General features: G+C 42.7%; 19 protein-coding genes. 8 read left to right on the top strand and 11 right to left on the bottom strand.

Annotated features, from left to right (window positions below; all coding sequences use genetic code 11):
- Window positions 1–111: 111 nt before the first annotated feature.
- Entirely contained in the window at window positions 112–1,881 is a 1,770-nt protein-coding gene (locus M4I42_RS07665) for a B12-binding domain-containing radical SAM protein (protein WP_268851618.1), read from the top strand.
- Window positions 1,882–2,002: 121 nt separating this feature from the next.
- Here the strand turns inward: M4I42_RS07665 and M4I42_RS07660 are convergent, their stop codons facing one another.
- Complete coding sequence (locus tag M4I42_RS07660; RefSeq protein WP_183184528.1) at window positions 2,003–2,158, bottom strand: hypothetical protein; 156 nt, start codon at window positions 2,156–2,158, stop codon at window positions 2,003–2,005.
- Window positions 2,155–2,295, bottom strand: coding sequence for a hypothetical protein (locus M4I42_RS07655; protein WP_268851617.1), 141 nt, complete (start codon window positions 2,293–2,295; stop codon window positions 2,155–2,157). The genes M4I42_RS07660 and M4I42_RS07655 overlap by 4 nt, the downstream gene beginning before the upstream one ends.
- A gap of 95 nt (window positions 2,296–2,390) precedes the next feature.
- Between M4I42_RS07655 and M4I42_RS07650 the strand changes: the two genes are divergently transcribed.
- Both M4I42_RS07650 and M4I42_RS07645 read left to right on the top strand, forming a co-directional pair.
- Complete coding sequence (locus tag M4I42_RS07650; protein WP_268851616.1) at window positions 2,391–2,735, top strand: DUF3905 domain-containing protein; 345 nt, start codon at window positions 2,391–2,393, stop codon at window positions 2,733–2,735.
- Window positions 2,736–2,794: 59 nt separating this feature from the next.
- Window positions 2,795–2,920: a hypothetical protein gene (locus M4I42_RS07645; protein ID WP_260175054.1), complete on the top strand. Its 126-nt coding sequence runs from the start codon at window positions 2,795–2,797 to the stop codon at window positions 2,918–2,920.
- On the opposite strand, the gene M4I42_RS07640 is transcribed toward M4I42_RS07645, so the two are convergent.
- The 5 genes from M4I42_RS07640 to M4I42_RS07620 form a co-directional block, all read right to left on the bottom strand.
- The gene (locus tag M4I42_RS07640) at window positions 2,921–3,748 is read right to left on the bottom strand and encodes a carbohydrate ABC transporter permease (protein WP_268851615.1); all 828 of its coding nucleotides are present in this window, start codon (window positions 3,746–3,748) and stop codon (window positions 2,921–2,923) included.
- 14 nt (window positions 3,749–3,762) lie between these two features.
- On the bottom strand, window positions 3,763–4,650 hold the full coding sequence (locus M4I42_RS07635) for a carbohydrate ABC transporter permease (RefSeq protein ID WP_442864086.1): 888 nt from the start codon (window positions 4,648–4,650) through the stop codon (window positions 3,763–3,765).
- 133 nt (window positions 4,651–4,783) lie between these two features.
- Window positions 4,784–6,049 (bottom strand): ABC transporter substrate-binding protein, encoded by a 1,266-nt coding sequence (locus tag M4I42_RS07630; RefSeq protein WP_268851613.1) that lies wholly within the window; start codon window positions 6,047–6,049, stop codon window positions 4,784–4,786.
- 61 nt (window positions 6,050–6,110) lie between these two features.
- Window positions 6,111–8,210 (bottom strand): amylo-alpha-1,6-glucosidase, encoded by a 2,100-nt coding sequence (locus M4I42_RS07625; protein ID WP_268851612.1) that lies wholly within the window; start codon window positions 8,208–8,210, stop codon window positions 6,111–6,113.
- A 125-nt stretch (window positions 8,211–8,335) separates the two neighbouring features.
- Window positions 8,336–9,352 (bottom strand): LacI family DNA-binding transcriptional regulator, encoded by a 1,017-nt coding sequence (locus M4I42_RS07620; RefSeq protein WP_268851611.1) that lies wholly within the window; start codon window positions 9,350–9,352, stop codon window positions 8,336–8,338.
- 211 nt (window positions 9,353–9,563) lie between these two features.
- On the opposite strand from M4I42_RS07620, the gene M4I42_RS07615 reads away from it, so the two are divergent.
- The 3 genes from M4I42_RS07615 to M4I42_RS07605 all read left to right on the top strand — a co-directional run bounded on the left by M4I42_RS07615 (window position 9,564) and on the right by M4I42_RS07605 (window position 10,456).
- A complete protein-coding gene (locus M4I42_RS07615; protein ID WP_268851610.1) occupies window positions 9,564–9,866 on the top strand; it encodes a hypothetical protein in 303 nt (100 codons plus the stop codon).
- On the top strand, window positions 9,863–10,159 hold the full coding sequence (locus M4I42_RS07610; RefSeq protein ID WP_268851609.1) for a hypothetical protein: 297 nt from the start codon (window positions 9,863–9,865) through the stop codon (window positions 10,157–10,159). The genes M4I42_RS07615 and M4I42_RS07610 overlap by 4 nt, the downstream gene beginning before the upstream one ends.
- 90 nt (window positions 10,160–10,249) lie before the next feature.
- Window positions 10,250–10,456: an alpha/beta-type small acid-soluble spore protein gene (locus M4I42_RS07605; RefSeq protein WP_080862831.1), complete on the top strand. Its 207-nt coding sequence runs from the start codon at window positions 10,250–10,252 to the stop codon at window positions 10,454–10,456.
- A 40-nt stretch (window positions 10,457–10,496) separates the two neighbouring features.
- Here M4I42_RS07605 and M4I42_RS07600 read toward each other — a convergent pair whose 3' ends face one another.
- Both M4I42_RS07600 and M4I42_RS07595 read right to left on the bottom strand, forming a co-directional pair.
- Window positions 10,497–11,006, bottom strand: a complete 510-nt coding sequence (locus M4I42_RS07600) for a ferritin (RefSeq protein WP_268851608.1) — start codon at window positions 11,004–11,006, stop codon at window positions 10,497–10,499.
- Between the two features lie 97 nt (window positions 11,007–11,103).
- Entirely contained in the window at window positions 11,104–12,519 is a 1,416-nt protein-coding gene (locus tag M4I42_RS07595) for an amino acid permease (protein ID WP_268851607.1), read from the bottom strand.
- 398 nt (window positions 12,520–12,917) lie between these two features.
- Here M4I42_RS07595 and M4I42_RS07590 point away from each other — a divergent pair, with 398 nt between their 5' ends.
- Together M4I42_RS07590 and M4I42_RS07585 are read left to right on the top strand one after the other, a co-directional pair.
- Window positions 12,918–13,262, top strand: a complete 345-nt coding sequence (locus tag M4I42_RS07590; protein WP_268851606.1) for a DUF485 domain-containing protein — start codon at window positions 12,918–12,920, stop codon at window positions 13,260–13,262.
- Complete coding sequence (locus M4I42_RS07585; RefSeq protein ID WP_268851605.1) at window positions 13,262–14,803, top strand: solute symporter family protein; 1,542 nt, start codon at window positions 13,262–13,264, stop codon at window positions 14,801–14,803. The genes M4I42_RS07590 and M4I42_RS07585 overlap by 1 nt, the downstream gene beginning before the upstream one ends.
- Before the next feature lie 37 nt (window positions 14,804–14,840).
- Here M4I42_RS07585 and M4I42_RS07580 read toward each other — a convergent pair whose 3' ends face one another.
- Together M4I42_RS07580 and menC are read right to left on the bottom strand one after the other, a co-directional pair.
- Window positions 14,841–16,256 (bottom strand): amino acid permease, encoded by a 1,416-nt coding sequence (locus M4I42_RS07580; RefSeq protein WP_268851604.1) that lies wholly within the window; start codon window positions 16,254–16,256, stop codon window positions 14,841–14,843.
- Between the two features lie 234 nt (window positions 16,257–16,490).
- A complete protein-coding gene (menC, locus tag M4I42_RS07575; RefSeq protein ID WP_268851603.1) occupies window positions 16,491–17,594 on the bottom strand; it encodes an o-succinylbenzoate synthase in 1,104 nt (367 codons plus the stop codon).
- Window position 17,595 lies beyond the last annotated feature (1 nt).

The raw sequence follows: 17,595 nt of genomic DNA, 5'->3' as shown, positions 1-17,595 counted from the left end.
TATATAATTTTAAAATTTTCTGAAAACATCCCATTCCTGCATTTCATTTTATTTTTTTCTCGATTGTGCTACACTAAAATATTGACGTTGATACTAAAGGGGTTTTGGACGATGAAAATTGTTTGCGCAACGTTAAACGCGAAATATATTCATACAAACTTAGCCATTCGTTATTTAAAAGCGTACGTCCAGCCGCAATTTGCTGTAGAAATTGCCGAATATACAATTAAAGACCAAGCGATGAGCATCGTGACCGACCTTTATCAAAAAAAGCCGGACGTTATCGGATTTAGCTGTTACATTTGGAATATTGACGAAACCATTAAAGTGATGAAAATGCTGAAGAAAATTGACCCACACATCACGATCGTCGCCGGCGGTCCAGAAGTTTCGTACGATGTGCGTCAATGGTTGGAAACCGTCCCGGAATTCGATTTTATCGTCATCGGCGAAGGAGAAGAAACGTTTAAGCAGCTGCTTTGGCAGCTAGAAGGGGCACGCGACTTCCGCTCCGTACACGGATTGGCGTTCCGCGAAGACGGTAAAATCATCATCAATCCGCAGCGAAACAAAATAAATCTTGCGGATATGCCGTCGCCATATCGCTTTCAAGAAGATGTTCCTCATTTAGCGAAGCGGGTGACGTATATCGAAACGAGCCGCGGCTGTCCGTTCAGCTGCCAATTTTGCTTATCTTCTATTGAAGTTGGCGTCCGTTATTTTGACCGTGAGAAAATAAAAGAAGATATTCGTTATTTAATGAAGCATGGCGCGAGAACGATTAAGTTCGTCGATCGCACCTTTAACATTAGCCGCAGCTATGCGATGGAGATGTTTCAATTTTTAATTGATGAGCACGTCCCTGGAACGGTGTTCCAATTTGAAATTACCGCCGATATTATGCGTCCAGAAGTCATTGAGTTTTTAAATAAAGAAGCGCCGCCGGGACTGTTTCGCTTTGAAATTGGCGTTCAATCGACGAACGATGAAGTGAATCGGCTTGTCATGCGCAAACAAAATTTTGCTAAACTAACCCGCACGGTCACGCTCGTGAAACAAGGAGGAAAAATTGCGCAACACCTTGATTTAATTGCCGGTTTGCCGGAAGAAGATTACACTTCATTCCGGAAAACGTTCAACGATGTGTTTGCGCTTCGTCCTGAAGAATTGCAGCTTGGCTTTTTGAAAATGTTGCGCGGCACAGGTCTCCGTCTCCGTGCTCCAGAATACGGCTATGTGTTTATGGACCACGCTCCGTATGAAGTGTTAAAAAATAACGTGCTTTCGTTTGATGACATTATACGTATTAAACAAGTTGAAGACGTATTAGAGAAATATTGGAATGACCATCGCATGGACGAAACGATCGACTATTTAGTGACGCACGTTTTTCCAACGCCGTTTGACTTTTTCCAAGCGTTTGGCACGTATTGGGACGAACAAGGTTGGGCACGCATCGGCCATCAGCTCGAAGATTTATTCCGCCGCTTATATGCATTTTTACAAGCAACGCAAATCGAACAAGTACCGATTATCGAAGCATTGATGAAATATGACTATTTAAAAAACCAAAAACATAAACCGCGCAAGCCATGGTGGGAAGAAAAAATCGCGAAAGAAGAACGAACGATTGTTTATCGCCAGCTTCTAGAAAATCCGCTGTTGCTAGGAGAACCATTTGCGGCATTAGAGCTAGAGGAAAAAGAGTTGTTTAAACATACCGTAATGGAAATCATTCCGATCGATATTGACCATTACGTAAAAACAAAAGAGGTACGAAACACAAAAACCGTCATGGTCGCCTATTTCGATCCGATGCAGCGAAAAACGGCGATCTTTTCCGCTCCGTTCTCTTTATTTGCGCATCCAGCGAAAAAGTAGGGAAATCCCTACTTTTTCTTTTTTCGTTTTATTTCCTCTTTTAACATAAGGAGCTGATAGGCGTTTAAATCTCCTGTTTCCACCGAAAACTCTTCTCGGGCTGTTCGCGGTTGTTTTTTCTTCATTCCCCTTGCCGCCCTTTTTTCGAATTGCGGTTTGCGCCACGAATCATTTCTTCGTCGCTAGCGTATTGCGCAATCGCTTCGGATTCCGGCAAGCTTTCGGTCGGGGTTTTATTGTTATTTTCTGCTGCATTGTATTTCACTTTTCGCTTCATTTCGTTTCCTCCTTGCGATGATAGGCAATCAATACGATTTCTTCTCCCGTTTCTTCCCGCAACGTTTTTTCAAGCTGTTGTAGTTTTTTTAGCGATTGCTCGCGAAGGGTTGCCACTGGAAATGCGTTAGTTGTCAAGGTAATCCCCCCTAAATCGTTTTTCTTATTTTCCGAAAAAATTAGGTAGTTTATTCATTGATTTTTCCGCTCAAACTATTGGTGAGGTGAGACAGATGAAAAAAGAACAAAACATACAGTCGCCGATTTTCGACGAAACACAACCGCACCAAATTCATGCTCCGTCGTTTAAAGGAACAGGGATGCGCATGCAACCGCCGTTTGTGAACAAACATGGTGTCGTCATTGGCGACAGCAAATACAATTCTCCAAATTCTCCGCTTAATCAATGGAGCGAAGACACGAACCCAAGCGTGATGGCCGGAGAAGAATGGGTGCATCCGACAAACGATATCGGCTGGAATACGGCGGAAAACCGCGAGCTATTAGAAGCGAAAAAACGGCCGAACGCCGCCCCGTTTATGCATCCAGACAAAGATGTCAGCTACGGGCAAGATTAACAAAAACAGGCCAACTATCATACGTTGAGGAAGAGAATCTTTTCCATGGGGCGTCGGTAGTGAATAACGAGTGGATTCAAGCAATCAAAGTGTTCGGGATTGGAATTATTATCATTGGGTATATCACCTTGTTTATCGGGGAATATAGCGAGTGGCAAGAAATCAAACGAACAGGGGGATTTTAACTATTTTCCCCCTGTGAACGAAATTCCTTTAATGAAATAGCGGTTGAAAAAGATATAAATGACAAGCACCGGCAACGTAAATACCATCGACGCCGCCATAATATAGTTCCAGTAGCTAATATATTGCCCTTTAAAACTATTTAAGCCAAGCGGTAATGTAAATAACTCTGGATCAGAAAGAATAATAAGTGGCCGCATAAAGTCGTTCCACGAACCCATGAAAACAAAAATCGCTTGTGCTGCTAATGCCGGACGAGCCAGCGGCAATACAATCCGAAAAAACGTGCCGATACGGCTCAACCCGTCCAATGCGGCGGCTTCTTCCAATTCTTTTGGAAAGTTGATAAAAAATTGTCGCATCATAAAAATAAATGTTGCATTAATCATTGTCGGGACAATCATCCCTTGATACGAATTGAGCCACCCTAGCTGCTTTAAAATTAAATAGTTCGGAATCATCGTCACTTGTGCCGGTATCATGAGCACGGCCAAAATAATAATAAATAACGGTTTTTTTCCTGGAAACTGCAAGCGTGCAAGCGCATAGCCAGCCATCGAATTAAACAATAAGTTAAGCAACGTTACGGTTACTGCGATAATGACACTATTGAACAACCAGCGTGGAAACAGCTGCTGCTCGATGAAAATTTGTTTATAATTATCGAACGTAAAATGCTTTGGAATAAACGAAATCGTGCCACTCACAATTTCTTCAAGCGTTTTAAAAGAAGAAGACAACGCCCATAAAAATGGAATCATCGTTACGATCGCATAAAGAACGAGAATAACATACAAAAACGCCTTGCCAATACCTAGTTTTTTCTTCATCCATTTTCATCTCCTTAATAAAGAGACTCTTCTTTCGAAAATCTCCGTTGCACTAATGTCGCGATTAAAATAATAATCGCTAATGCAAACGCTAATGCCGCGGCATATCCCATCGTCCCTAGCGTTTTAAACGCATATTGATAAATGAGGAGAACAACTGTTAATGTCGAGTTATTCGGACCTCCAGAGCCGGCAGAGAAGATATAAGACTGGTCAAATAGCTGAAACGTCCCAATCAATCCCATAATGACAACAAACGATGTCACCGGTCGCAAATAAGGAACAGTGACATACCAAAATTTTTGAATGGCGTTTGCTCCATCTAACTCAGCTGCTTCATAAAGCGAATCAGGAATATCTTGCAATGCCGCTAAATAAATGACCATGAAAAACGGCGCGGTCGACCAAATGTTCATCACCATAATCGCGTTCAGAGCTACTTTTGGATCGCCAAGCCAGTTATACGTCGGTAATCCAACGGCTTGCAGCAAATCGTTAATGAGCCCATTTTGGTTATACATCCACATAAAAATTAACGTTAGTACAGCTGAAGACGTAAGCGTTGGCAAAAAATAGACGATTCGGAAAAATTTTTGCCCTTTCAATCCCGCATTTAGCGTCGCCGCTAACACAAGCGCCAGCATCGTTTGGCACGGAACAACGATGACGACATATTTTACCGTATTCCATAAGGCAATTTTCGCTCGCAAATCTCCTGTCATCCGCTTAAAATTATCGAATCCAACAAATTCAAACGTAGTCGTGCCAAGCAGTTGTACTTTATGGAAAGCTAAAAAAATGGCAAATAAGATTGGACCAATAATAAACAAAAGTAATACAAATAACGTTGGAGATAATAATAAGTACCCTGTTCCTGCTTCGCACCATGCTTTTTTTCTCATAATCATTCCTCTCCTCATAAGAGATTCCATTAAGCTGTTCCCCTCTTGCTAGCGTCCCGTCTACTAGAAAGGAGGGAACCGCTCAATGCGAAAAATGGCTGATAGAAGGAGAACCCTTCTATCAGCGCTGTCATTATTTATTCCCTTCAATTTCTTTGTTCGCTGTTTCTTGTGCTTCTTTTAACGCATCTGCTAATGGGCGCTGTCCTAAAAAGGCGCTGACAAATTGGTTGTTGAAGTTATTCGTAATAATTGGCAAGTTCGTTCCATTTTGCCATACAGTCGCATAGGAAGCGCCAGCGACGATCGGAGCACGCAACGGATCTTTGTCAAATCCTAATTCAGCTGCTACCGATTTGCGTGTCGGTAACGCCAATCCTTTGCTCGTCCAAATTTTCATTCCTTCTTTACCAGTTAAGAACGAAAGCAATTTCCAAGCAGCTTCTTTCTTCTTCGAGTTTTTATTCATGACATACGCAACAGTATACGCCATTGTTGCTTTCTTGCCATTGATTGTTGGAACTTCTGCTGTTCCGTACTCTAAGTTCGGGAACGTATCTTTTAAGAACGGAATCGCCCAGTTTCCTTCAATGACCATCGCTGCTTTTCCTTGGCCAAACATTTCACCGCCCCAGTTTGCGCCTACTTCGTTCGGTTGGGCAGCTGATTTATCTTTCAAATGCATATCAACGATCGGTTGAAGCGCTTCAACCACTTTCGGATCAGCAAAACTTGCTTTATTGTCCGTGACTACTTTTCCACCTTTTGATTCCGCAATGTAGTATAAGCGTGCCAATTCTGGCGCCACTCCGAAACCGTACACTTGTGTGCCTTTCGTTAATTTTTTCGCTACTTCTCGCAATTCATCCCACGTTTTCGGTACTTCTACCCCTGCTTCTTGAAACATTTTTTTGTTATAAAAGAGCGCGAGTGTCGAATAGTCTTTCGGGAATCCGTAAATTTTCCCGTCTTCTCCCTTAAAGGCATCAAGCAATGGCTTTTCAAAATCATTGATGTCAAAATCATCGGTTACATATTGATCAAGCGACTCCAATGCTCCTGTTTTAATTAACGCTGGGGCTTCAAATGCATCAAGATAAAAAACATCTGGCCCTTCGCCGCCAACCAATCGCGTTTTAATGACATCCATATACTGATCAGAAATGACTTCATATTTTACTTTAATATTTGGGTACTTCTTTTGAAACTCGTCTAATGTTTGCTGTAACAACTTTTGTTCTGTCGGGTTTCCGCCCCAGCCAGCAAGCGTTACTTCCACTTTTTCGTCTTTTGTCCCCCCTGTTTCTTTTCCTGCTGTTTTTTCATTGCCGCTACTGCAGCCTGCTAAAGCGCTTCCAAACAGCATTGTCGACATACCAATTGCCAACCATTTTTTCATCTTCCTATCTCCCCTTTAATGGAATAATTTATATATAACAAGGAAGAAAAAATCTTCCTTGTTAAGAAACGATCGTAACCTCATACCCTGTTGTGTTTTGATCAATATGAACGTTTGTTTCACCATTTTTACGTGTAACGGTAACCGATAATCGGCCGTTGCCGATCGCGATATTCTCGACTTTTAAGACATTCATCGGCTCGAGCAATGTTGGCGACAAGCGAATTTCTTTTTTTAGGCTATTCGGGAACAATCCAAGCAGTGCTTGAATAAAAACGAGAGGGGTTCCTGCCGCCCACGCTTGCGGTGAGCAAGCGACTGGGTACTTCACAGGCTTGCCGAATTGTTTGCTGTATCCACAAAATAATTCCGGCAGACGGTCGTATTCAAAATGTGCAGCCGCTTCAATAAGACCCCTTATGATCGTGTTTGCTTCCTCACGCTTTCCTAATTTGCTTAATCCAAGCAAAATGATGCTATTATCATGAGGCCAGACGCTGCCATCATGGTAGCTCATTGGATTGTATCCTGCTTCCCCTTCTCCCATCGTGCGAATCCCATAACCTGAAAACATTTTTGGCGACAACAGCGTACGAATCGTAGCCTCGGCTCGTTCCGAATCAAGCATCTCTGCAAACAGCACATGCCCTGGATTGGATGTGATCGTCCCAACTTGCCGTTTATTTCCGTCTAATGCAATCGCATAAAACTGTACGTCTTCCATCCAAAAATGCGCATCGAATTTTGCTTTTAACGCTTTTGCCTGCTGACGAAGCCGCGCCGCGCGTTCCGACTCCTTTAGCTGTTCAAAAATATCCGCCAATCCCATTTTTGCTTGATACACATAGCCTTGCACTTCCACAAGCGCAATCGGAGACTCAGCATATTTACCGTTGCGATGGACGATAGAATCGCCGGAATCTTTCCAGCCTTGATTGGCAATCCCCTTCGCTGATTCTTGGTGATATTCAACAAACAAATCGCCATCGCGATCCCCGTATTGATCAATCCACATAAGTGCGTCATCAATATTGTTTTTTAGTTGACGAACAAGCTCGAGATCACCTGTCCATTTCACATACTCTGTCAACAGGACAAGGAACAACGGGGTCGCATCAATCGTCCCGTAATATGGCGTAAACGGGATTTGATTTGTATTTGCCAATTCACCAAAACGTATTTCGTGCATCACTTTTCCAGGTTGTTCGTCGCGCCAAGGGTCAAGACGTTTTCCTTGATATTTTGCCATTGTAAGGAGCGTCCCTTTTGCGATTTCCGGTTGAAAAGGAAGCGTTTGCAGCGCAGCAATTAAGCTATCTCGACCAAACGGCACCCCAAACCATGGTAACCCTGCGACTGGAAATGGACCGTACCCTAAATCGGTTAACAATACTCGCAAATCGCCAATCCCGCGGCTGACTAAACGGGTAAGCGGCTCATAATCGGTTGTCATTTTCGTAATGTTGCTCTCCCATTGACGGTAAGACGCTTTCAAACGGTCTAGTGCCTCTATCGGAGAAACGATATTTCTCTGTGCTTCTTCGCCGATTTGTGGTTGGATGATCAATGTAACGGTTTGCTCCTCGGCATGGTTCAACGCAAAATCAAAAACAATTTCTCCATGTTCCTCCACCGCTTTCTCTTGCCGATCCCATGTGATTGTTGTTGCGCGTTTCAGTTGATCGGCTCCTTCGTAATGAAAAGTGAGCGAACGATTGCCAATCGTTTGACCCGTACGTTTGCCAACTTTCCCTGTTTGAAAGCCACGGACGATAAACATATCCGCAAAATCAACATCCACCTGTATACTCAGTTCGAATTGCACCGGCTTTGGATAGTAATTTTTTAGGTTGATTCTTTCATAAAGCACACCTTCGTATATAAAACGCTTTCTTTCGATTTCAACCGATTCGCGCCACAATAATATTTCCCCATCCTTTTCCATATGAGGATTTGTTAATAAGATCGTTGCCACATAATTTTCTCCGGCATCCGAAGATAATAAGACAGGCTCTTGCCCATTAATGCGCAAATGTAACTTGCTTAAAAAACGGGTATCTTTCGTGTATAGTCCAAGCCCGTATGGATGGTTTTTAGGAATATTTCCTTTTTCATCTGTCAGAAAAAATAGATCGTTTTCTTTAATGACTCGATACTCCATTCAAGGATACCTCCTGTGCATTCCAAAACGTTTCGGATGATGATGATATGAAATCCAAAACGTTTCGGATTTTGTTTAAAAAATAGTTCCAAAACGTTTTGAATCCGGTAGTTAGTAAAAAACCACTATCCGTGGTTTTTTACCGTCGATTCACGTATTTTCAATTCAGTTTCAAGCACTCGCACGCGAGACTGCGCCTTTCCTTCCAACATTTCGATCAATAATTTAGCCGCTTCGTACCCCATCGCGAACTTATTTTGAGCAATGGTAGATAACGGCGGAGTGGTGTACGAGGCTAAAATAATGTCATCATAGCCGATGATCGCAATTTCTTCTGGGATTCGCTTTCCTAACGTTTTCGCTGCTTTCATCACCCCGAGCGCCATTAAGTCGCTCGCACAAAAAAACGCGGTAATTTCTGGGTGCTGCGTCAACAGCCTTACTGCTTCTTGCTCAGCCCGTTCTTCTTTAAACGCGCCATTGGCCACCAAATGCTCATGAAAAGGCAAGCCCGCTTCAAATAACGCCTCTTGAAATCCTTTCAACCGTTGTTCGCTGACGAACGCAAACTCGTAGCCGTTCATCATTGCAATCTGTCGGTGACCGAGCGAAATGAGATGTTGTACTGCTTTTTTTGCCCCCAATACATTATCTGTTGTCACATATCCGACCGTTTCTGATTCAATTGGAATGTCGATCAATACGCACGGAATATCGCTTTCCACTACTTCCTGCAAATACGGGTCATCGACGCGAATTCCTTGTAAAATAGCGCCATCTACACGACGTTCACGGCAAAGCTGTGTGTACGTCTTTTCTCGCTGTTTCGTTGAAGTGGTACTAAATAGTACCATATCGTAATCTACTTCACTGACATACTGATTCACGCCCGCAAGCACTTCAAACGTAAAGTTATCTTTCGTACTTTCTCGCGTCAATCCCGAAACAAGTAAGCCGATCGCTTTGGATTTGTTCATCACAAGACCGCGCGCTAACGTATTCGGGCTATAATTTAACTGTTTGGCAATCTCGATAATTTTCTGCCTTGTCTTTTCATTTACGTCCGAGTAACCGTTCAAAGCGCGGGAAACGGTCGTAATTGAAACACCAGCAGCTTTAGCAATATCTTTAATCGTCGTCACTACTTTTTTCCTCCAAAACGTTTCGGATCCCTTTTTGATTTGAATTTTAAAGCAATTTGAAACCGATTGCAACAAAAAATTTGTGACAAATTTTTTCGTACCTCGTTTCCCTCTCAACCAAGAGAGAAAAAATTTTTAAAAAAATTGACTATCGCCACTTCACAGCACCAGTGCTATAATTTACTAAAAGGCAAAGGAGGAGCAACTCGTCATGACCATTGGCAAAAAATATGGAATCGTTTTCAGTTTTTCCACACTTCTTTTTGTTAGCGTTTTCATTTTTACCGCTTTTCTCGTCTATCACATGACAAATGTGGTTCAACAAACAGAAGAGAAGAGCGACCAAGCGATTTTAATTACAGAAATTGCGTCGCTATTCAGGCAAAAATACATTTTGATTACCGACTACATGACAAATCCTCGCTCTGAAACCTTACAACAGTACGATCAACAAACGAAACGGTTTAAAGAAAGGGCGAAAGTGACGATGCCGTCAAACACGGTGGAGACATGATTATACAGCTTGAAGCCATTTTTAATCATATATCCGATTCGATCTGGCACGTAAAAACCGAATTTCAAATGGTGCGCAACGCTATTTTAGCAATGAACGCAAAAATGGAAGAAATGGCATATTCAGCGGAAGGAATTATTCGTGTTTCAACAATGACAGCGACCAACATTGAGCAAGTCGTAGCTACCACGGAAGAACAAAACGCCACGATGCAAGAATTACTCGCATCCTCACACGAATTGTCTAGCACCGCGAACCAGCTAAAGCAATCCGTTACTCGGTTTGTGCTTTAAACACTAACTGTCAAAAACTTGCCATTATAAATCCTCTGCCCTGCCGCATACTAACATTGCAAGGCAATAAAAAAACAGGAGGAGAACAACATGGCAAGAAACAGCAACAAATTACTTGTACCGGGAATTGAACAAGCCCTTGACCAAATAAAATACGAAATTGCTCAAGAATTTGGCGTACAGTTAGGCTCTGATACGGCTTCGCGCGCCAACGGTTCTGTCGGCGGTGAAATTACAAAACGGTTGATTGCACAAGCGCAAAGCCAGCTTGCCGGCTCGTTCCAACCAACTGAATAACATGGATCGAGAGGCTGTCCTTGTTCGGAACAGCCTCCCCTTATGCTTGCGCTTCCGGCGTAAATGTCCGTTTCGCAAACTCGCTATCGAGCATAAAGAGAGCATTATTATCATTTTGAATGCGCCGTAATTTTTGAATAATGCTATCAAACATCGCTTCTTCTTCAACTTGCTCATCAATAAACCATTTTAAAAAGTTGATCGTCGCATGTTCCCGCTCGTCCCACGCAATATCCGATAACTGGTAAATCCGCTTCGTCACTTCCTTTTCTTGAACGAGCGCTTTTTCAAAACAGTCCAATACAGACGTAAAGTCATTGTTCGGCGAATCAAACCCAGTAATGATCGCCCGCTCCCCTAACGCATTAATAAAATTGTAAAACTTCATCGCATGAAACCGTTCTTCTTCCGCCTGCACTAAAAAAAAGTTTGCAAATCCATCCAAACTTTCCGCTGAACAATACGCAGCCATCGCCATATACGCATGGGCGGAAAAAAATTCAAAGTTCATTTGTTCGTTCAAGCCTTGCAACAACTTTTCACTAATCACTATCCTCACCTCTGTATACTAATCACATGCCTATTATACCAAAAAAGACGAATTAGCCAAAAAGGTCTTTGCTCGTGACGGCAAAGACCTTTCTTCATTAACTTACTTTTTCATTTACTTGAGCTTGTTCATTAAGTGTACTATGTCTGCGTCCATAGACGAAGTAGATGACAAGACCAATCAATAGCCACGATACGAAACCGATCCATGTCATCGCTGGCAATTGAAGCACTAAATAGCCACAGAACGCGACAGCCAACAATGGAACAAGCGGAACTAACGGCGTTTTAAACGCACGTTTTAAATCTGGCTGTGTTTTTCGTAAAACAAGCACACCGGCAGAAACAACGATGAACGCAAATAACGTTCCGATGTTTGTTAATTCCGCCAATTTGTTTAACGGTACAACTCCTGCAAAGAACGCCACTAACACACCTGTTAACCATGTATTCACAAATGGAACTTGTCTTACAGGGCTAACGCGTGAGAATACTTTCGGTAATAAGCCGTCACGGCTGATCGCATAGAATAAACGTGTTTGACCATATAACATAACGAGCAATACGGTCGTAATCCCCGCAATCGCCCCTAACGAAATAAAGCCTGCGACCCAATCTTGGTGGATGTAGTTTAACGCAAACGCCACAGGGTTTTTCACATTCAATTGATCGTATGGAACGATGCCTGTTAATACGAGTGAAACGGCAATATACAAAATCGTACAAATTAATAACGAAGCAATAATACCGATCGGCATGTTACGTTGTGGGTTTTTCACTTCTTCCGCGGCCGTTGACACCGCATCGAAACCGATATACGCAAAGAATACTGTCGCTGCCCCTGTTGCTACGCCTGAAAACCCAAACGGCATAAACGGTGTCCAGTTATCTGGCTTCACGTACCATACGCCAACAGCGAGGAACAATAAAACAACCGCTACTTTAATAATGACCATGATTGCATTAAAACGAGCAGATTTCTTCACTCCGCGTGTTAATAAGAACGTAATGAGTAAAACAATCGCAATGGCTGGTAAGTCAATAATCGTTCCTTTTGCTGGATCATAAGCGTTGGTGAGCGCTTTCGGAAGCTCGATCCCAAACCCCGCTAGCAATCCTTGAAAATAGCCGGACCATCCTACAGCGACGGCTGAAGAGGCCACACCATATTCAAGGATTAAGTCCCAACCTAAAATCCATGCGATTAATTCCCCAAAAGCCGCATAGCTATACGTATACGCACTTCCCGATACCGGAACGGTCGAGGCGAATTCCGCATAACAAAGCGCAGCAAACACGCAAGCAAGACCGGAAAGAATAAACGAAAGTACGAGTGCAGGGCCTGCATGTTCCGCAGCTGCCACTCCAGTCAATACGAAAATCCCCGTACCGATGATCGCACCGATTCCAAGCATCGTTAAATCAAAGGCACCTAATTCTTTTTTTAACGATGCACCTTTCCCCCCTGCTTCTTTCAAAAGGACATCAATCGGTTTTTTTCTAAATAAATTCATCCGCTGTCTCCCCTTGTCGTTTTCTCTAGAATATTGCAGAAGTTTATACCGTTAAGATTGTATACTATTCGATAATTTTTGTAAAGTTGAAAAATAAAGAAAACTAGAAATTACTTTTCTCTTTCAGGTGATTAGTTTTTTAAATATTAAAATTTTATTTATTTTTCAGAACAATATATCTTATTATCGTTATTTTAAAATATTTCATTTCATTTTTCTAATAAAAATATAACTGAATAATAATTACTTTTTTTAAATTCGTAATTTACAAAGTTTTCTGATAAATGTATAATGAATTTGTGACAAATTGATGAACATCTAATAAAGAAAGGAGGGCCATTGTTTCATTCGTTTTCTTTCCGAAATAAAAAAATAAAAATTTGAGGAGGGGTTAAGTGATGGCTGTTAAAGAATTCTCTTCACAACAGCAACAACATACAACGATTGATTATAGCCAAGTAGTTCAATCCGCTTCTTTTCAACAATTAATGCGGGAAAAACGTGGATTTATTTTACCATTTTCGGTATTCTTTTTAGCGTTTTATTTCACTCTGCCAATTTTAACGTCCTATTCAACCGTGTTGAACACTCCGGCGTTTGGTTCCATCAGCTGGGCTTGGGTGTTTGCTTTCGCTCAATTTATTATGACGTGGACACTTTGCATGCTATATTCTAAACGCGCGGCACGATTTGATAAGATGGTTGAAAAAATTAGGCAGGAAGTAAAAGGAGGCAATGTATAATGAACGGATTGGCGTTTTCTCTATTTTTAGCTATTGTCGCACTAACACTCGTCATCACCTACTTTGCTTCGAAACGAACAAAAACAACGAGCGATTTTTACACAGCAGATAGCACGTTAACCGGCTGGCAAAACGGACTCGCAATCGCCGGGGATTATATGTCTGCTGCCTCGTTTTTAGGGATTGCCGGCATGATTGCTTTAGTTGGATTTGACGGATTTTTCTACAGCATCGGCTTCCTTGTCGCTTACCTCGTCGTTCTTTACATCGTCGCTGAGCCGCTTCGCAACTTAGGAAAATATACGATGGCAGACATGATCGCGGCAAGATTCGATGATAAAAAGGTTCGCGGCGTCGCTGCATTAAATACGATTTCCATTTCTATCTTTTATATGATTGCACAGCTTGTCGGTGCAGGCGGACTTATTAAACTTTTATTAGGCATTGATTATGTCTATTCTGTTTTAATCGTCGGCACGTTGATGACGATTTACGTTGTATTTGGCGGTATGACCGCAACGAGCTGGGTCCAAATTGTCAAAGCGGTTTTACTTATGGCTGGGACGTTTATTATTTCCATTATGGTATTTGCAAAGTTTGACTTCAATTTTGTGAAAATGTTTAATGAAGTTAAAACAGCAACTCCATTAGGTGAAGCATTTTTAAATCCTGGAAACAAATTCAAAAACCCACTTGACACTATTTCGCTCAACTTAGCTCTCATCTTAGGTACAGCTGGACTTCCACACATTCTTATTCGCTTTTTCACAGTAAAAGACGCACCAACTGCTCGAAAATCTGTTGTATACGCTACGTGGATCATCGGTTTGTTCTATGTGATGACGATTTTCTTAGGTTTCGGTGCTGCAGCGTTCGTCGGCTATGATAAAATTGTTGCAGCAAATCCGGCTGGAAATATGGCTGCTCCGTTATTAGCGGAAGCATTAGGTGGCGAGTTCTTATTCGCGTTCGTTTCTGCCGTTGCTTTCGCCACGATTTTAGCAGTTGTAGCTGGGCTTGTACTGTCTGCGGCATCCGCGTTTGCCCATGATTTTTACAGCCATATTATTCGCCATGGCCAAGCAACAGAAAAAGAACAAATGCTAGCAGCGCGCTGGGCATCGATCGGCGTCGCGGTTTTATCCATCCTATTAGCATTGTTCGCGCAAAAAATGAACGTTGCATTCCTTGTTGCACTAGCTTTTGCGGTTGCAGCGAGCGCGAATTTGCCAATCATTTTACTAACGATCTTTTGGAAGCGCTTTAATACAACTGGGGCGATTACTGGCATGCTTGTCGGATTATTTAGCTCACTCTTGCTTGTGGCGCTTAGCCCGAACGTTTGGGCACCGCAACCTGGTGTTGCCATCCTCGTTGGCGAACCGATTTTTAAACTCGCTAACCCAGGAATCGTGTCCATTCCGTTAGGTTTTATCGCCGCTATTGTCGGTACACTCCTCTCATCGAAAAAAGCAGATGAGAAGAAATTTGATGAAATTCTCGTGAAAGCGAATACAGGCATTAAAGAGCTAACGAACTAAAATCAAGCCTCGCCCACTAATGGGGCGAGGCTGTTTGTTAGCTGACCTTTTCATTCACACGAGCTTGTCCATTTAATGTACTATGCCGACGTCCGTAGACGAAATAGATGACAAGACCAATCAATAGCCACGATACGAAACCGATCCATGTCATCGCTGGCAATTGAAGTACTAAATAGCCGCAGAACACGACAGCCAACAATGGAACAAGCGGAACTAACGGCGTTTTAAACGCACGTTTTAAATCTGGCTGTGTTTTTCGTAAAACAAGCACACCGGCAGAAACAACGATGAACGCAAATAACGTTCCGATGTTTGTTAATTCCGCCAATTTGTTTAACGGTACAACTCCTGCAAAGAACGCCACTAACACACCTGTTAACCATGTATTCACAAATGGAACTTGTCTTACAGGGCTAACGCGTGAGAATACTTTCGGTAATAAGCCGTCACGGCTGATCGCATAGAATAAACGTGTTTGACCATATAACATAACGAGCAATACGGTCGTAATCCCCGCAATCGCCCCTAACGAAATAAAGCCTGCGACCCAATCTTGGTGGATGTAGTTTAACGCAAACGCCACAGGGTTTTTCACATTCAATTGATCGTATGGAACGATGCCTGTTAATACGAGTGAAACGGCAATATACAAAATCGTACAAATTAATAACGAAGCAATAATACCGATCGGCATGTTACGTTGTGGGTTTTTCACTTCTTCCGCGGCCGTTGACACCGCATCGAAACCGATATACGCAAAGAATACTGTCGCTGCCCCTGTCGCTACGCCTGAGAACCCAAACGGCATAAACGGTGTCCAGTTATCTGGCTTCACGTACCATACGCCAACAGCGAGGAACAATAAAACAACCGCTACTTTAATAATGACCATGATCGAATTAAACCGGGCTGATTTTCTTACTCCACCTGTTAATAAAAACGCAATCACAAGCACAATCAAAATAGCAGGCACGTCAATATATGTTCCTTTCGCTGGATCATATGCACTCGTTAATGCTTTCGGAAGCTCAATGCCAAACCCAGCTAACAACCCTTGGAAATAACCGGACCAGCCCGCCGCAACCGCTGAGGAAGCGACCCCGTACTCTAAAATTAAATCCCAACCTAAAATCCAAGCGATTAACTCACCAAATGTCGCATAGCTGTACGTATACGCACTTCCCGATACCGGAACGGTCGAAGCAAATTCCGCATAACAAAGTGCAGCAAACACGCAGGCAAGACCAGAAAGAATAAACGAAAGTACGAGTGCAGGGCCAGCATGTTCCGCAGCTGCCACCCCTGTTAACACGAAAATTCCGGTCCCGATAATCGCTCCGATTCCGAGCATCGTTAAATCAAAGGCACCTAATTCTTTTTTTAGCGATGCCCCTTTTTTTCCGGCCTCTTGCAGCAAGGCCTCCACCGATTTCTTTCTCAACAAATTCATGTGCTGTCTCTCCTTGTTCTTTCTTGTTGAAAATTGCAAAAATTTTTATGATAAAAACACTTTTGCCGTTTTATACTTTAACGCATAAAACAGATAAATTCAATGATTTTTTTCTTTTTTCTAATCGAAAAAAACAACTGTTTATTTATATTGTTGCTTTTTCCGCAAAAAATACTCCCTCACCTTCGACATAAAAACGCAAAACCGACCTGTTAAAGCGGGTCTGTTTTCGAATTACGGGCGATAAGTTTTCGCAAACGTTGTATAGTGCTCTACTTGCCGACGATTGACTTCATAACCGATCCCCGGTTTCTCAGGCACCGCGATCGTTCCATTATGCACCGTGACTTCCGGATCAATAATATCTCGTTCCCAATAATACGAGGAAGCAGCGGTATCACCTGGCATGACGAAATTTTCTAATGTGGTGATAGCAATGTTGTGCGCTCGCCCCACTCCTGATTCGAGCATGCCGCCACACCAAACGGGAATACGATGCGCTTGGCAGAAGTCATGGATGCGCTTTGCTTCCGTCAAGCCGCCAACACGGCCAATTTTAATGTTGATGATGCGGCAGCTTCCGAGCTCGATCGCCTTCCTTGCATCTTCATACGAATGGATGCTTTCATCTAAGCAAATCGGCGTGCTTAGCTGCGACTGCAATGCTGCATGATCAACGATATCATCGGCGGCGAGCGGTTGCTCAATCATCATGAGCTGAAATTCATCAAGCGCCTTTAGACGCTCTACATCTTGTAACGAATAAGCCGAGTTCGCGTCCGCCATTAACGGCACATCCGGAAAACGGCGGCGAACTTCGCGAACGACATCAACGTCCCAGCCCGGTTTAATTTTCAGTTTGATCCGACGATATCCTTCGCTTACATATCGCTCCACAACGCGCAATAAATCATCCACGCTTTTTTGAATGCCGATGCTAATCCCGACTTCGATTTCTTTCTTTGTTCCATCGAGCGCTTCGCTTAACGGCATATTCTTTTTCTTCGCAAAAAGGTCCCATATCGCTCCTTCAATCGCTGATTTCGCCATATTGTTTTTTCGAATCGATGAAAAACGTTGGCGCAGCTCATCAGGATGTTCGATCGGCGTTTGAAATACAAGCGGTAATAAAAAATCTTCTAACATATGCCAGTTCGTTTTGACTGTTTCTTCGTTGTACCACGGAGAATGAAACGCCACCGACTCGCCCCAACCTGACACGCCGTCTTCATCAATCGCTTCCACTAAAATAAATTCTTTTGTCGTAAACGCCCCAAAACTTGTAGCAAACGGAGACTTTAATTCCATCTGCAAATGCCGTAAAATAACTTGTTTGATT

The organism is Anoxybacillus sp. J5B_2022 (assembly GCF_026847645.1).
In the GTDB taxonomy this organism is placed as follows: domain Bacteria; phylum Bacillota; class Bacilli; order Bacillales; family Anoxybacillaceae; genus Anoxybacteroides.
This window is presented reverse-complemented; position numbering and strand designations above follow the sequence as displayed.

Excerpts from the sequence above, each read along its gene's own strand:
- M4I42_RS07635 (WP_442864086.1), bottom strand. The coding sequence starts at position 4,650 with ATGAGAAAAAAAGCATGGTGCGAAGCAGGAACAGGGTACTTATTATTA.
- M4I42_RS07580 (WP_268851604.1), bottom strand. The coding sequence starts at position 16,256 with ATGAATTTGTTGAGAAAGAAATCGGTGGAGGCCTTGCTGCAAGAGGCC.
- M4I42_RS07650 (WP_268851616.1), top strand. The coding sequence starts at position 2,391 with ATGAAAAAAGAACAAAACATACAGTCGCCGATTTTCGACGAAACACAA.
- M4I42_RS07660 (WP_183184528.1), bottom strand. The coding sequence starts at position 2,158 with ATGAAGCGAAAAGTGAAATACAATGCAGCAGAAAATAACAATAAAACC.
- M4I42_RS07625 (WP_268851612.1), bottom strand. The coding sequence starts at position 8,210 with ATGGAGTATCGAGTCATTAAAGAAAACGATCTATTTTTTCTGACAGAT.
- M4I42_RS07590 (WP_268851606.1), top strand. The coding sequence starts at position 12,918 with ATGGCTGTTAAAGAATTCTCTTCACAACAGCAACAACATACAACGATT.
- M4I42_RS07615 (WP_268851610.1), top strand. The coding sequence starts at position 9,564 with ATGACCATTGGCAAAAAATATGGAATCGTTTTCAGTTTTTCCACACTT.
- M4I42_RS07640 (WP_268851615.1), bottom strand. The coding sequence starts at position 3,748 with ATGAAGAAAAAACTAGGTATTGGCAAGGCGTTTTTGTATGTTATTCTC.
- M4I42_RS07665 (WP_268851618.1), top strand. The coding sequence starts at position 112 with ATGAAAATTGTTTGCGCAACGTTAAACGCGAAATATATTCATACAAAC.
- M4I42_RS07610 (WP_268851609.1), top strand. The coding sequence starts at position 9,863 with ATGATTATACAGCTTGAAGCCATTTTTAATCATATATCCGATTCGATC.
- M4I42_RS07605 (WP_080862831.1), top strand. The coding sequence starts at position 10,250 with ATGGCAAGAAACAGCAACAAATTACTTGTACCGGGAATTGAACAAGCC.
- M4I42_RS07585 (WP_268851605.1), top strand. The coding sequence starts at position 13,262 with ATGAACGGATTGGCGTTTTCTCTATTTTTAGCTATTGTCGCACTAACA.
- M4I42_RS07595 (WP_268851607.1), bottom strand. The coding sequence starts at position 12,519 with ATGAATTTATTTAGAAAAAAACCGATTGATGTCCTTTTGAAAGAAGCA.
- M4I42_RS07630 (WP_268851613.1), bottom strand. The coding sequence starts at position 6,049 with ATGAAAAAATGGTTGGCAATTGGTATGTCGACAATGCTGTTTGGAAGC.